Source organism: Acinetobacter sp. YH12208 (assembly GCF_013418055.1).
Classification (GTDB): Bacteria; Pseudomonadota; Gammaproteobacteria; order Pseudomonadales; family Moraxellaceae; genus Acinetobacter; species Acinetobacter pseudolwoffii.
Genome location: NZ_VPCT01000008.1, coordinates 63,588 through 78,464, shown reverse-complemented (window position 1 = coordinate 78,464; position 14,877 = coordinate 63,588). Strand labels below are relative to the sequence as shown.

Annotated in this window: 13 protein-coding genes; 10 read left to right on the top strand and 3 right to left on the bottom strand. The window is 42.1% G+C overall.

The features are described 5' to 3' along the window. Window positions 1-36 precede the first annotated feature (36 nt). The 4 genes from FTU95_RS09580 (at window position 37) to FTU95_RS09565 (ending at window position 1,755) form a co-directional block, all read left to right on the top strand. Window positions 37-342 (top strand): integration host factor subunit beta, encoded by a 306-nt coding sequence (locus tag FTU95_RS09580; RefSeq protein ID WP_005097312.1) that lies wholly within the window; start codon window positions 37-39, stop codon window positions 340-342. A gap of 23 nt (window positions 343-365) precedes the next feature. After that, complete coding sequence (locus tag FTU95_RS09575; RefSeq protein ID WP_074383247.1) at window positions 366-725, top strand: lipopolysaccharide assembly protein LapA domain-containing protein; 360 nt, start codon at window positions 366-368, stop codon at window positions 723-725. Window positions 726-761: 36 nt separating this feature from the next. Continuing rightward, a complete protein-coding gene (pyrF, locus tag FTU95_RS09570; protein ID WP_005097309.1) occupies window positions 762-1,442 on the top strand; it encodes an orotidine-5'-phosphate decarboxylase in 681 nt (226 codons plus the stop codon). Window positions 1,443-1,569: 127 nt separating this feature from the next. Next, a complete protein-coding gene (locus FTU95_RS09565; RefSeq protein ID WP_180078254.1) occupies window positions 1,570-1,755 on the top strand; it encodes a hypothetical protein in 186 nt (61 codons plus the stop codon). Between the two features lie 122 nt (window positions 1,756-1,877). On the opposite strand, the gene FTU95_RS09560 is transcribed toward FTU95_RS09565, so the two are convergent. Together FTU95_RS09560 and FTU95_RS09555 are read right to left on the bottom strand one after the other, a co-directional pair. Then, the gene (locus FTU95_RS09560) at window positions 1,878-2,786 is read right to left on the bottom strand and encodes a lysine exporter LysO family protein (protein WP_180078284.1); all 909 of its coding nucleotides are present in this window, start codon (window positions 2,784-2,786) and stop codon (window positions 1,878-1,880) included. Window positions 2,787-2,854: 68 nt separating this feature from the next. Continuing rightward, window positions 2,855-4,354, bottom strand: a complete 1,500-nt coding sequence (locus FTU95_RS09555) for an NAD(P)/FAD-dependent oxidoreductase (protein ID WP_005097304.1) — start codon at window positions 4,352-4,354, stop codon at window positions 2,855-2,857. Between the two features lie 141 nt (window positions 4,355-4,495). Here FTU95_RS09555 and FTU95_RS09550 point away from each other — a divergent pair, with 141 nt between their 5' ends. The 5 genes from FTU95_RS09550 (at window position 4,496) to FTU95_RS09530 (ending at window position 11,592) form a co-directional block, all read left to right on the top strand. Beyond that, window positions 4,496-5,503: an AraC family transcriptional regulator gene (locus FTU95_RS09550; protein WP_180078282.1), complete on the top strand. Its 1,008-nt coding sequence runs from the start codon at window positions 4,496-4,498 to the stop codon at window positions 5,501-5,503. Between the two features lie 84 nt (window positions 5,504-5,587). After that, window positions 5,588-6,733: a cell division protein ZapE gene (gene zapE / locus FTU95_RS09545; protein WP_005097301.1), complete on the top strand. Its 1,146-nt coding sequence runs from the start codon at window positions 5,588-5,590 to the stop codon at window positions 6,731-6,733. Between the two features lie 371 nt (window positions 6,734-7,104). Beyond that, window positions 7,105-9,270, top strand: coding sequence for a malate synthase G (locus tag FTU95_RS09540; RefSeq protein WP_074383243.1), 2,166 nt, complete (start codon window positions 7,105-7,107; stop codon window positions 9,268-9,270). Between the two features lie 127 nt (window positions 9,271-9,397). Further along, the gene (locus FTU95_RS09535) at window positions 9,398-10,846 is read left to right on the top strand and encodes an aldehyde dehydrogenase family protein (protein ID WP_081273087.1); all 1,449 of its coding nucleotides are present in this window, start codon (window positions 9,398-9,400) and stop codon (window positions 10,844-10,846) included. An 83-nt stretch (window positions 10,847-10,929) separates the two neighbouring features. After that, window positions 10,930-11,592, top strand: coding sequence for an SOS response-associated peptidase family protein (locus FTU95_RS09530; protein WP_180075012.1), 663 nt, complete (start codon window positions 10,930-10,932; stop codon window positions 11,590-11,592). Between the two features lie 76 nt (window positions 11,593-11,668). Here FTU95_RS09530 and FTU95_RS09525 read toward each other — a convergent pair whose 3' ends face one another. Further along, on the bottom strand, window positions 11,669-12,133 hold the full coding sequence (locus tag FTU95_RS09525; protein WP_074383241.1) for a MarR family winged helix-turn-helix transcriptional regulator: 465 nt from the start codon (window positions 12,131-12,133) through the stop codon (window positions 11,669-11,671). A 738-nt stretch (window positions 12,134-12,871) separates the two neighbouring features. Between FTU95_RS09525 and FTU95_RS09520 the strand changes: the two genes are divergently transcribed. Next, on the top strand, window positions 12,872-14,395 hold the full coding sequence (locus FTU95_RS09520; RefSeq protein ID WP_005097293.1) for a TerC family protein: 1,524 nt from the start codon (window positions 12,872-12,874) through the stop codon (window positions 14,393-14,395). Window positions 14,396-14,877 lie beyond the last annotated feature (482 nt).

Here is a 14,877-nt window from a genome sequence, read left to right as displayed (position 1 = left end):
AGATCCCAAGTAGCTTGATAATTAAAGAGGTCGCAGATGACTACTGAAGCACTTAATAAGTCTGACTTAATAGAGCGCATTGCATTAAAAAATCCGCATTTGGCCGAGCCTTTAGTGGAAGAAGCGGTTAAAATTATGATTGATCAAATGATAGAAGCTTTATCATCTGACAATCGTATCGAGATTCGCGGATTTGGTAGTTTTGCATTGCATCATCGTGAGCCACGCGTGGGTCGTAACCCTAAAACTGGTAAATCTGTAGAAGTGGCTGCAAAAGCAGTTCCGCACTTTAAGCCAGGTAAGGCCCTTCGGGATGCTGTAAACGAATCTGCAAATAAATAATTGTAAATATTTACGGGGTGTTCATGCGTTACGTTCTGGTCGTTCTTTTATTGGTGCTGTTTGGCTATTCATTGGCTTTGGTTTTGCAAAATGGTACCGAATTGTCCGTGGACTTGTTATTTACTCAAGTTCCTGCAATGCGTCTAGGATTATTGCTGCTCCTTACCCTATCTCTAGGCGTCGTGTTAGGCCTGTTATTGGGCGTTCAAATCTTCCGGGTTTTCCAGACCAATTGGGAAATCAAGCGATTACGTAAAGACATTGAACATCTGCGTAAGGAACAGTTGAATACAGCCAAGTTAATGGCCGCTGAAGCAGCAGCCCATACCCGGCATGAAAAAACTGTATTAGATATTACCAATGAAAATCAAAGCCCATTATAATGGGCTTATTTTTTGCCTATTTGAAGGGATAATCTCTTGAGTATCATTGTTGCACTAGATGCCAAAAGCCAATTTGATGCCTTAGCCATTGCAGAACAGCTAGATCCTGCCTTGTGTCGACTAAAAGTGGGCAAAGAGTTATTTACCCATGAAGGTCCAATCATTGTCAGAGCACTTCAAGACAAAGGTTTTGATGTATTTCTGGATCTGAAATTTCATGATATTCCAAATACGACTGCACAGGCAGTCTGCGCGGCAGCTGATTTGGGTGTATGGATGGTGAATGTACATGCATCTGGTGGCCGAAAAATGATGGAAACCTGTGTGGAGCGTTTACAAGCAGGCAACTATAAAACTCAACTCATTGCTGTGACAGTGCTGACTTCAATGGGTCGTGAAGACCTCAAAGATATTGGTCTGGATATTGAGCCAAATGAGCATGTCAAGCGTCTGGCTCAACTGACCAAAAACAGTGGCCTGGACGGGGTGGTGTGTTCAGCTCAAGAAGCAAAAATGTTACGTGAAACATTAGGCCAAGACTTTGCTTTGGTAACACCCGGTATTCGTCCTGAAGGCTCAAATGCCGATGATCAGAAGCGTATTGTGACACCGAAACAGGCGATGCTGGACGGCTCGACTCATTTGGTGATTGGCCGTCCTATTACCCAGTCTAAGAATATGCGTCAGACTTTAAAAGATATTTTGGCAACGCTTTAATATGGTTTGAATGACAAAAAGCCTTTCAGTCGAAAGGCTTTTTTTATATATTGAAAAAAATGGTTATAAAATAAAAAGGAAAAATGATGACTTCATCTGAACCACAATTAGAAAAGAACAGAATGACGTGATTCCAAATGTTCAAAAGGCGGAACAGCTTAAGCAACAAGAACAGCAACAACAGCAGGCAAGTTCAGCAGATTGGACAGCGGGGATCGATGTGGTCAGTTTGGCATCTGATGCCATCAGCCTTGCTTCGGATGTTATTGAAACAGTAGGCGATGCCTTAAGTGATATTGATTTAAGTTTTTAGTCAGCCCTCCCTGCCTTCTTGCTTGTGCTTCGTTTTAAAATCCTGCTTTAAAACTTAGTCAGGAAGGAGAGTTCCTCTTTAGAAAAGAGAGATTTAGGGAGATTGAGAAAGCAATAAAGCAATTAAATCGCTGCCAGTACACTCACCATGACTGGTGCTAACAGTGACAAAATAAATCCACTGACCATAGCATGTGGAATAAAGTCATGCCCGCATGCCTGCTTAACCATCGGTAAAGTCACATCCATTGCAGTTGCACCTGCTGCGGAAATGGCCGATCTTGGATATCTCCAGCCCATACAATACATCAGTAAGATGGCAAAAATTTCTCTAAACAGGTCATTCATTAGTGCAATGCTGCCGAGTTCTGCATTTCGAAGCTCGGTCACGACAACGCCTGACATTGAGTAAAATCCATAGCCTTGTGACAGCATGATCAAATCTTTCAGGCCAATCTGTGTGTTCCAGAATGAATAGAGCATAACTGCGAATAATGAACCGAAGATACAACCGATTGGAACCAGAAGAATTTTGATATTTAACCAAGAACGATCCAGTGGCGAATAAGCCAGATCTAAACCAATGAAAAACATAAATATCAGTAACAAATGCCAGGTGCTAATGTGCAAGGATAAATCAAACAGACTCAAGCCAGCATGTAAAAAGTATCCGCCTGCGAGTGCCAAAAAAGCATAACTCATATTCAGTAAGGATTTAATTACCAGATCAAGGGATGCTCTGCCTGAACTGGGAAGAAAACCAGCCCACTTGAACAGCAAATAGCAAATAGCAAAAGCACCGAGTGATGTCAGAAAGGCAATGCTGATGGATGTACTCAGAATCTGTAGGGGATGCTGTAATTCATCCACAAGCTGTGAGAATTCAAAGGAAATCGCAATCAGTAACACATAGCTAAAATAAGGTAAGAGCTTGAAACAGATTTTAATCATCGATACTGGAATCCGTTTCGCCAAAGCAAAACCGAGTGCCAAACAGAGAAGAAGCTGAAAGATGAGCCAAAGCGATTGCATAAGTTTAATAGATTGAAAAAATTATCTTTAAATTATGCCATCGCTTGATGCTAGATGGTGAAAAGCTTTTAGCTAACTTTATTGAATAATCTATAATCTGCGGTATTGGGTTTCTTGGTTTTCAGCCAGTATTTCCAGGTATAAGTCGGCCATAGGGCAAAATTCTTGCCACCTTCCTGCTGATACCAGCTGACACAGCCAGATTGCCATACGGTCTGTTCAAACATATGTTGCACCTGCTGATTAAATGTATCTTGCGCCTGCTCTTTGACCATAATGGCATCGCTATGTGATTGATCGACCCGCTGCATGAGCTGCAAGATATAGTCAACTTGTGCCTCAATCATAAAAATCACAGAGTTGTGTGCCAATAGGGTATTTGGGCCCAGTAATTGAAACAGGTTTGGGAAACCTTTCATGCAAATTCCATAATAACTTTCAGCCCCCTGTTTCCAGACCTCATTGAGCTGTAGATTATCCAGCCCAGTACATTGAAAATTCTTCATATAGATGCGTGGATCGGTAATGAACCCGGTGCCATAAATCAGACAGTCAATTGGCCGCTCCTGACCATCTTGGGTAATGATGCTATTTTCAGTAAGTTCCTGAATCTTTTCAGTCACCAGTTCTACATTCCTGCGGTTAAAAGTCGGGAAATAGCTATTGGAAACCAGAATACGTTTACAACCCATGATGTAATCCGGAGTGAGTTTTTGAGCTAACTCAGGATCTTTAATCTGGTATTTGATGAACAGTTCTGCCAGTTTCTGGGTGTATTTCATGATTCCGGGTTTAACGATGGGGATGACCCGCGATTCATTTGACCAATATAAGCGGGCACGGTGCAGTTTTCGGAACCAGTCATATTTTTCAAATAGTGTCTTTTCGAGAGGGTGATAGACACGTTCATCGCGAGGAATGATCCAGGCTGCAGTACGTTGCATGACATAGAGTTGTTTGCATTGTGGGGCAATTTCCGGAACATATTGAATGGCGCTGCCACCTGTGCCAATCGATGCGACATTTTTGCCATTTAAATCATAAGCATGATCCCATTGTGCAGAATGAAAGACTTTCCCTTGAAACTTCTCAATACCGGGGATAGGTGGAATCTGGGGAATATGTAAAGGCCCTGAAGCAAATATGACAAATTGGGCTTCCAGGATACTTTGATCTTGTAACTGCAATTGCCACAGACAGCGCTCTGCCTGGTAATGCGCTGAAAGGACTTCAGTATTTAAGCGGCAGAACGCACGCAGCTTATAATCGTTTACCAGATCCTGAATATAGGAAAATATCTCGGGTGCTTCGGCATAGCGTTTTGACCAGTTACTTTTCGGAGCGAATGAGAGGGAATATAAATGTGACTGCACATCACAGGCTGCGCCAGGGTACTGGTTGTCTCGCCAGGTTCCACCAAATTCATGGCCTTTTTCCAGCAGAATAAAATCATGGATGCCTTGCTGCTGTAAACGTATTGCCATGGCAATACCGCCAAAACCGGCGCCAATAATGGCGACTTTGGTAAAGGGTGGCGAGCGGGTGGCACTTGTATTTTCCAGCATCATTGCATTCCTTGCTTATTTTAATAAGAGATTATTATCATCATTCACTGATAAAAGATTAGACCTAAAATTGATCTAAACGGCAATAGCAGTACACTTATTTTTATAGTACAACTAAGACTATCACATTGTATTTGTATGGTTATGAAACGTTCTGTTCTCAGTCTAATGTATTTGATTCAAGGGATGCGCAAGGCGGGCATAGACGTCGATCAGAAGCTGCAAAACATTGGACTGCGTGTCGATGCCTTTGATCCTGGCTCGATTATTCATCCGAGTTTGGAACATGATGTACTTAAGGTGGTAGGGCAGGAAATCGAAGCTGAGCAGGGATTATTGATTGGCCAGCATTATGCATTGGCAGGTTATGGTCCGTTGTTGATGTTACTGGTTACCAGTCCGACGGTACGTGATGCGCTGCATCAGGTGATCCGCTTTCAACAGTTGACGCATTTGACAGGACAATTGGGTTTGCAACAAAGCGAGCATCATAGCGCGCTGTGTTATCGACCGAAAAATCTGGAAGATGGTCTGGGTGTGTTGCTGGCACAGGCGGAGATTTCGGGAACTTTCAAGTTTATCCGTGATATCTACAAAATGATGGGCCTGTCCAAACCTGATTTACGGATCGAGTTACCATTTGCCCATCCGCAAGAGCCGAATATCTTAAAAGTCTATCATGATTATTATGGGACACAGGTTCAGTTCGATGCACCAAGTGCGGCATTCTGGTTTGATGAAGCAGTTCTGGATATTAAAATTCCGTCTGCGGATACGGTGACCTTTGCGCTGTATGAAGCCAAGTGTTTTGCTGAATTGCAACGTTTGCAACAGGATGAGCAGACACCGACAGTGGTGCAGCGCGTTCAGGATTATCTGGAAATACAAAGTGGTTTGATGCCGAGCATGGCCGAAACTGCGCAGGCGCTAAATATTCCGGAGCGAACCTTGCGGCATCAGTTACAGCAGTGCGATACCAGTTATAAACAGATTCGCGAAGACATTATTAAAGATAAGGCTTTGCGATTGATTGAATATAAACAGTATTCAATTGAAATGATTGCAGAGTTGTTGGGCTATTCCGAGCCGGCTGCTTTTAACCATGCCTTTAAACGCTGGTTTGGGCAAAGCCCTCGGCAATATGTGAAATAGCCTAAGCTTGTTTATGCCAAAGTGTTATAGTGTGTTGATTAAACTCCGCTATAATTAAATTGATCCCAAATAGTACGAAACTCTATGTCCGATTTTAATTCACAGCACAGCACCGCCTTTAGTCCGATTTCTCCTGCAGAACGTTATGCACAAGCGATATCTTCGGGACAGTTTATGCCTGATGATGCACAGGCAATGGCAGTACATGAACTGAATCGTGTCTGGCTGGAATTGATTCAGCGTTTTAAGGCCTCGAAAAAAGCCTTTCGCCGTTTTCGCCGTCAGACTTCTCCCAATGGCGTGTATATGTGGGGTGGTGTGGGTCGTGGCAAAACCTGGTTAATGGATCAGTTTTATGATTCGATTCCATTTCGCCGTAAAACCCGGATGCATTTTCACCACTTTATGCAGCATGTGCATCGTGAATTAAATAAGCTCTCTGGGCAGCGTAATCCGCTGGATCTGGTCGCGGATCAGATTTATAAAGACGCGGTGATTATCTGTTTCGATGAGTTCTTTGTATCCAATGTCACCGATGCCATGATTCTGAGTGATCTGTTCCAGAAACTATTTGAACGCGGGATTACTTTGGTTGCAACTTCGAACATTGCCCCAGATGGTTTGTATAAAAACGGGATTCATCGTGACCGTTTCCTGCCGACGATTGAACTGGTCAAGAAAAACTGTGTGGTGTTAAACGTCGATGCCGGCGTCGATTACCGTTTACGCGTATTAAAACAGGCGCAGTTATTCAAATTCCCATTAACCCATGATCATAAAAACTGGATTGCGCAACGTTTCAGCGCTTTGACTCAGACGCAAACCTGCTCTGAAGAGCCGATTATCATCAATAACCGTATTGTGGAAACTGTGTCACATACCGAAGATGTATTGTGGTGCGAGTTTTCTGAGCTGTGTCTAAAACCACGTAGCCCGGCTGACTTTATTGAAATTGCCAATATTTATAATACGGTTTTAGTCAGTAATGTGCCGCACCTGACCGATTTCCTCAATGATGGGACGCGCCGTTTTATTTATCTGGTCGATGAGTTCTATGACCGTGGTGTCAAACTGTTATTGACCTCGGAAGACAATATTATTGATATTTACCAAGGTGAAAAACTGGTCTTTGAAATTGAACGGACGCGTTCACGTTTACTGGAAATGCAGTCGGATGAATATCTGAATTCTGAACATCGTCAGATTCAGAAAACTATCTCGAGTGAGTAGGAAGCAGAATAAAAGCGCTGGTCATTGACTGGCGCTTTTTTATAAAAATAAGCAGGTAATTGATCGACAACTAGGGCCAAACATGGCTTAATCTTGATCTAAATATGATCGTGTATAACTAGAATGCATAATTTTTACTCGAAAATCTGAACTTAAGTCTAATTTCTACATTTCGAAAACTTTATACACTGTCATTAGGGTATTTAGCAGAATGATATCTCAATGCGGCTGAGCGACGTCTGATATGTTTATGAGGGTACTCATATTATGAAAAATGCTCAGTATTTAGCAATTTGATAATACTATTCAGCTAGATTTTAATCGGTATACTAGAATCTCTTGTATAAAAAGTAGCAATATCAGGAAAGACAATGACTGCACGTATTCAAAAAGGCAAGTTAGCGATTGCTAAAGAACTTTACGATTTTATCGAAAATGAAGCACTACCAGGTTCTGGTTTGGATAGTGAAACTTACTGGAAAAACTTTGAACAAGTCGTTGTTGATCTTAGCCCTAAAAATAAAGCACTTTTGGCTAAGCGTGATGACATTCAAGCGAAAATCGATGAATGGCACCGCAATAACACATTTGAATTACAAGCTTACAAAGCTTTCTTGACTGAAATTGGCTACTTGTTACCAGAAGTAGAAGATTTTCAAATCAGCACTGAAAATGTAGACGAAGAAATTGCCGTATTGGCCGGCCCACAGCTGGTGGTACCGGTACGTAATGCACGTTACTGCCTCAACGCAGCCAACGCACGTTGGGGTTCTCTCTACGATGCACTTTATGGTTTCGACGTGATCTCTGAAGAAGATGGCGCGGAAAAAGGCAAAGGCTATAACCCGAAACGTGGTGAGAAAGTTGTCGCATTTGCGAAAAACTTCCTTGACGAAACTTTCCCATTGGCACAAGGTTCGCACGCAGACGCAACTCAATATGCAGTTGATCGCAACGCACTGGTTGTAAAATTAAAAGATGGTTCTACAACGACTGTTGCGGATAGCGCTAAATTTGTTGGCTTCAATGGCGAAGCGTCAGCACCGACTGAAATCGTATTTAAAAATAACGGTCTGCACGTTATTGTGCAAATTGATGCAACGAGCCCGATTGGCCAGACTGATGCCGCTGGCGTAAAAGACGTAGTTCTTGAAGCTGCGGTTACCACCATTCAGGATTTGGAAGACTCGATTGCAGCGGTTGATGCTGAAGAAAAAGTGGAAGGCTACCGTAACTGGTTAGGTCTGATGAAAGGCACTTTAGAAGAGTCCATTCAGAAGAATGGTAAAACAGTTACCCGTACACTGAATGCAGACCGTACTTTCAAAAATGTGGAAGGTGGTGAAACCAAGGTTCATGGTCGTTCATTGATGTTGCTGCGTAATGTCGGTCATTTGATGACAAACCCTGCCATTTTGGTCGATGGTGCAGAGATTTTTGAGGGCATCATGGATGCCTTGATTACACCATTGTTGTCTTTTGCCGACATCAAAGGTGAAAATACCATCAAGAACTCGCGTCAAGGTTCAATGTATATCGTTAAACCAAAAATGCATGGTCCTGAAGAAGTGGCATTTGCCGTTGAATTGTTTGAACGTGCGGAACAGGTACTGGGTTTGCCTGCAAAAACTTTAAAAATCGGGATTATGGATGAAGAGCGCCGTACTTCTGTAAACCTGAAGAACTGTATTGCACAAGCCAAAGACCGTACTATTTTCATCAATACAGGCTTCATGGACCGTACCGGTGACGAAATCCATACCTTTATGGAAGCAGGCCCATTCGTACGTAAAGGCGAAGTCAAAGGTCAGATCTGGTTCCCGGCTTATGAAAACCGTAACGTGATGATCGGTCTGCAAGCAGGTTTACGTGGCAAAGCGCAAATCGGTAAAGGCATGTGGCCAAAACCAGATATGTTGCTCGACATGTATAAAACCAAAACTGAACATCCGGAAGCAGGTGCGAGCTGTGCATGGGTGCCATCACCAACAGGTGCGGTAATTCACGCGATTCACTATCATCAGATTAATGTTGCGGATCGTCAGCAAGAGTTATTGGCAACTGAAGCCTTGTCACTAGATGACTTGTTAACGCCACCATTAGCAACAGACACTAACTGGTCTGAAGAAGAGAAAACCAAAGAACTTGAAAATAACTGTCAGGGGATCTTGGGTTATGTGGTTCGCTGGGTAGACTTAGGTGTAGGTTGTTCTAAAGTACTCGATATCAACGATGTCGGGTTAATGGAAGACCGTGCGACTCTACGTATTTCTTCACAGCACGTGGCGAACTGGTTGCGTCATGGTGTGGTAAGCCGTGAGCAAGTAGAAGAAGTGATGCAGCGTATGGCGAAAATTGTAGATCAGCAAAATGCCAATGATCCGTTGTATACGCCAATGTCTGCAGACTTTGCCAACAATATTGCATTCCAGGCAGCGTCTGACCTGATCTTTAAAGGTGGTGAACAGCCATCAGGTTATACCGAGCCACTTTTACATGCAGCACGTTTAAAGTTAAAAGGTTATACAGGTGACTAATCCCGTCTAACTTAAAAAAGCCTCTTCGGAGGCTTTTTTATTGTCTAATGGTAAGCGGCTGTCTTTCTGACTAGAAATTTTTCAGTTGAACTCTTAAAGTGGAGCAAAGCTTGCGAGGAACAATAAAATGATGACGGTATATCAGGACTTAGACCAGCAGTTTATTCATGGTCAGTGGCAACATGGAACTTCAACCAAAATCATAAAAAATATCAATCCTTTTACCCAAACCGAAATTATGAGTCTTGCAGCTGCCAGCTCTGTCGATGTAGACAGTGCGTATACGGCAGCAGAACAGGCTTTTCAACAGGGTGTTTTGAATTCCATTGAAGTCCGTAAAACAGTATTGCAAAATTTAATTAATATTATTCAGCAGCGCCGTGCAGAAATCATTGACTGGCTGATTATTGAATCAGGCAGTACGCGCATTAAAGCCGGCCTTGAGGTAGATGCTGCCTTGGGGATTATTCACGAAAGTCTGGCATTTCCAGATCAGCTGAAAACTGAACAGCTCGAAAGCAAAGATCCAGTACGGAAAAGTTTGGTCTTGCGTAAACCTTTAGGCGTGATTGCAGTCATCAGCCCATGGAACTTTCCATTTCATCTGTCCTTGCGTTCAGTGGCGACAGCGATTGCCTGTGGCAATACGGTTGTCTTGAAACCAGCCAGTGATACGCCGGTGACTGGCGGTACATTAATCGGGAAATTATTTGAAGAAGCCGGTTTGCCTCCGGGTGCATTGAATATTATTGCCGGTGCTGGCAGTGAAATCGGGGATTATTTTGTCGAGCATTCAGTGCCAAAAATGATTTCATTTACCGGCTCGACTGAAGTGGGGAAAAGTGTCGGCAGTAAAGCTCTGGCCAGTTCCAGAATCAAACGTTTGGCACTGGAACTGGGCGGCAATGCACCCTTGGTGATTCTGGATGATGCCGACCTTGATCTGGCGGTTGAACTGACCTTGATGGGGCGTTTTATGCATCAGGGACAAATTTGCATGAGCACCAATCGGGTTGTTATCGATGCATCTATTCATGATGCTTATGTGGATAAGCTTCTGGATCGAGTCAAAATGATTCCAGTGGGCGATCCGAATCTGGAAGATACCATCATCGGGCCGATCATTAATCGGAGTCAGGTCAAAAAGCATCAACAGATCATTCAGACAGGCAGCGAGCAGGGCGCACAGCTGGTATATGAGGGCGGAATTGAAGGAAATCTGGTCTATCCGCATATTTTCATTAACGTCACAGCCGATTCTGATTTAGCACAACAAGAAAGCTTCGGTCCGATTTTACCGATCTTAAAAGCACGTGATGAGGCCCATGCTTTAAATCTGGCCAATGCAACAGAGTTCGGTTTGTCCAGTGCAGTCTGTACATCAAATATCGAACGCGGCAGCACTTTTGCGGCACAACTGGATATTGGCATGACCCATATTAACGGGATCAGTGTTGCAGATCAGTCGAATGCACCCTTTGGCGGCGAGAAAAACTCAGGACTCGGACGTTTTAATGGTCGCTGGATTTTTGAGGAGTTTACCCGGACACACTGGTTGACCATACCGAATTCATGATACTCAAATCTATATCAATATTACAGGTTTGGCTCAGACATCAGGTTATAATCGAGTGGTCGAATGATTTACATTAATCCGCCATGTGTGCCAACTTTAAACCTTTAAGCTTAGAACAATTGCATAATCTGGGGTTGCCCGAAATTCCCTTTGAATATCCGGAAGAGGTCTATCCCAATTATGCTACACCGCTGTTATTTCATTCAGCTCAAGGACTGGAATGGCGGTCGGTAAATTTTGGCCTGATTCCAAAATGGGCAGAAGATAAAAGTATAGCTACCAAGACCTATAACGCCAGAAATGAAACTTTATTGCAAAAGCCAACCTTTGCTGAAGCCACTGCCAAATGTCATTTTGGGGTCATTCCTGTTGCCGAGTTTTATGAGTCCAAATATTTTGACAATAAACCACAGCGTTGGGGTGTAAGACGTCAAGATGGTCAGGCGACTTTTATTGCGGCAGTATATGAGATTACACGAGTACAAGGGGAAATTGTACGATCTGCCAGCATGATTACGATGGATGCCATTGACCATCCGATGATGAAAGAATTTCATGAGCCTGGAAATATCAAACGTTCGGTGATCGTGATTCCGCATGAGCGACTACAAGAATGGCTGACACTGAGTCATCCGGATATTCGAAGTTTTGTACACGGCTTTCCGGAAGAAGAGTTTGAATGTTCACATGTTCCCAAAGAAAAAATCAAAAAAGCCAGCCCACAACTGAACTTTTTTGATTCTTAGAAAGCTCCGGTGAATTATTTATTATTGAAAGTATGCCAATTCGCCAGCGTCTATTTAAAAATAAAAAGTAGGACTTTTAACGAGCCAGGTTTTTAAAAATATGACGTAAACTTTCCATGGTTTTTTCAATTTGCAAAGGCGTCAAGCCTTCAAATGACTGCTCTAGTACTATATTGGTCAGATCATTGATCTTATGTGTCATTTGCATGCCTTTTTCGGTCAAAAATACCCGGGTAATTCGTGCATCATCTTCACATGAATAAGTCTCAACCAGACCCTCATCTTTTAAGCGATAAACAATTTTAGTGGTGGTCGACATTTTAGATACGACCATCTCTGATAAGTCGGATACACTCGCACGCGGTTTGGATTTTAAGGCAAGAAGGATACGGCGGCGCGAATTGTCGACACCATATTTTTTAAGTGCGTGATCGACATTAAGTACATATTGAGCATGAACCTGAGTAACCCAATAATAGGGAAAGTTTTCTAAATTAAATTCTTCCGTACACGGTAAAAATTTTGCATATTTCTTAGTCATGAAATGTTCCTTGTATTTATTTTTCTAGGGCCCGTCCATTTTATGAAAAAGTTTATGCATGTTTCAACCTTTATTTTAAAAATGTTAAAGAGATTGCACTTTTTAGTTTTTCTTAATAGCCCCAGAAGTCGAGCAGTTCTGCATATGCGCTGATTCAGGACAGAGAATGGCCATTTTAAATCGGATGAAAGGCAATAATATTTTGTGTAAAATTAATACTTAATTGTATATTTCTGAGGCGGAATCATTTTCCGCAATCGTTTGTCATTCGACAGCATGATTCGCTTATCGGCCAAAATGCAATCACTCTGATTTTAATCAACCAGACAATTTTGCTGATGGATCTATGCAGTTATGCGGAGGAATTTCCCCATCAAAAAATTCAAGCCCTATTTTAACTGATTGCTTTTTTAATCGGTATATATTTGATGGCTGAATTTTTAGTTCACTTTAAAAGTGGTTGAGCTAATGAATGGTAATTATGCATATTTTTAATTAAAGTAAAATAATTTGTGAAGAAAAAATTAAGTTTAATGCGTTTTATACACACTGATTAATGAAAAAAGTCTAAGGAAAATCATAATCATGTAATTTTTTTATAAATTAATACATTACAAAATACTCAGTTTATGCATAATGGAATGGTCTTAAGTTACATAGGTTAAATTTAATGGATCCCTCGCCGTGCGTTGATCTTCCATCTCTATTTCTAGCTTACTCGAACGGGGTAGTTCTCTAATGGAATTTTTATTAGATCCCGGAATTTGGGTAGGTTTAATTACTCTTATTATTCTTGAAATCGTTTTAGGTATTGATAACCTAGTCTTTATTGCCATTCTGGCTGAAAAACTTCCTCCTGAACAACGTGATAAAGCTCGTGTCATCGGTCTTTCACTCGCATTATTGATGCGTCTGGGCCTGTTGTTTGCCATTGCTTGGCTGGTCACTTTGACTCAGCCGCTGATCACCCTGTTTGACTGGACCTTCTCTGGTCGGGACTTGATCTTGTTATTTGGTGGCTTGTTCTTGGTGTATAAAGCCGTCACAGAGTTACATGAAAAGATAGAAGGTAAGCCTGAAGTCAAATTGACCACTAAGGTGGTTTATGCAAGTTTCACTGCTGTTGTTGCCCAAATTGTGGTTTTAGATGCTGTATTTTCTTTAGATTCAGTGATTACTGCAATTGGTATGGTCGACAATATTTACGTCATGATGGCTGCAATGATTGTTGCGATGGGTGTAATGCTACTGGCATCGAAACCATTGACCAGTTTTGTAAACCGTCATCCAACTGTGGTGATTCTGTGTCTAAGCTTCCTGCTTTTGATTGGTATCAGTCTGATTGCAGAAGGTTTTGGTTTCCATATTCCAAAAGGCTATATCTATTCAGGTATTGGTGTCGCGATCTTGATCGAAGCGTTCAACCAGTTCGGCCAGCGTAATGCAGCAAAGCATGAATCTAAGATTCCTTTGCGTCATCGTACGGCTGATTCTATTTTGAAGTTAATGGGCGGCAAGCTGGAAACCACTGATACTGACAAAAATGAAGCTCAAGAAGCCTTTGCAGATGAAGAACGTTACATGATTGGCGGGGTATTGACCCTTGCAGAGCGTTCAGTCGCTTCGATCATGACACCGCGCAGTCAGATTTCATGGGTCGATCTAGAGGATAGCCCGGAACAGATCCGTGAAAGAATTCTATCTGTTCCCCACAGCCTGTTTCCGGTATGTCGTGGCAGCCTGGATAAGGTGATTAGCATCGTACGTGCCAAGGAATTACTGGATGTGCTGGAAGAACCGGAAGAGTTAAAAGCCCTGATCAAACGCCATCGTCCAATTTATATCTTTGAAAAGATGAAAGTTATTGATGCGATCAATACTTTGCGTACCTCTAAAGGCTCTTTGGTCTTGGTGAGCGACGAGTTTGGTAATGTACAGGGTTTGATCTCACCACTAGATGTATTTGAAGCCATTGCCGGTGAGTTCCCGGATGCAGACGAACAACTTGATTTGGTCAGAATTGACGATTCCCACTGGATCGCTTCAGGTATGCTGGATCTGTATCAGCTTGAGCTTGAACTCGGCATGATTGATCTGATTGATGAAGATGCTGGTTATATCAGTGTTGCGGGTCTGATTCTGGATAAAACCAACAGTGTGGTCGAAGTCGGTACTGAATTGGATTATCAAGGTGTACAGTTCAAAGTCACTGAAATTGAAAGCAATCGTATCAAATCAGTCAGTATTCATTACGCGGCTTAAACACTTGCTTTGTTCAAATCTTGAAGGTCAGTTGCTCTAGTGGCAGCTGACTTTTTTTAATGCATCTTTTCTCAATTGTCCTTATTAAAACAAAGTGAGGTCATTGTTCAGACAGATTTTTTATCATTCGATGCAGACTATCACTCAAGTTGGATATTGAGCTGAATGGCTTGATATTGCACTAGAGTTTTAAGTCTAAAAGCCAGATTCGTAATGCAGCATAAGCAGAATCACATACTGGATATTGATCAAGAGAGCCTGTTAATTAAAGCTTAAAAGTAACATTCAAATCCTGCTGAATAATTAAATTATAATTCACATGATTTCAGCTGGGATCATGTGAAAACAGATCAAACAAAAGTTTGATTCCTTTGGTGGAAATCGGTAGTTAAGTTACATTAAGTTATATGAAGCCTACTCAGTTAACCACCGATCATGCTCAAAATAGTTTCAGCGTAGGATTCAGAAGCAACCTATCTCTT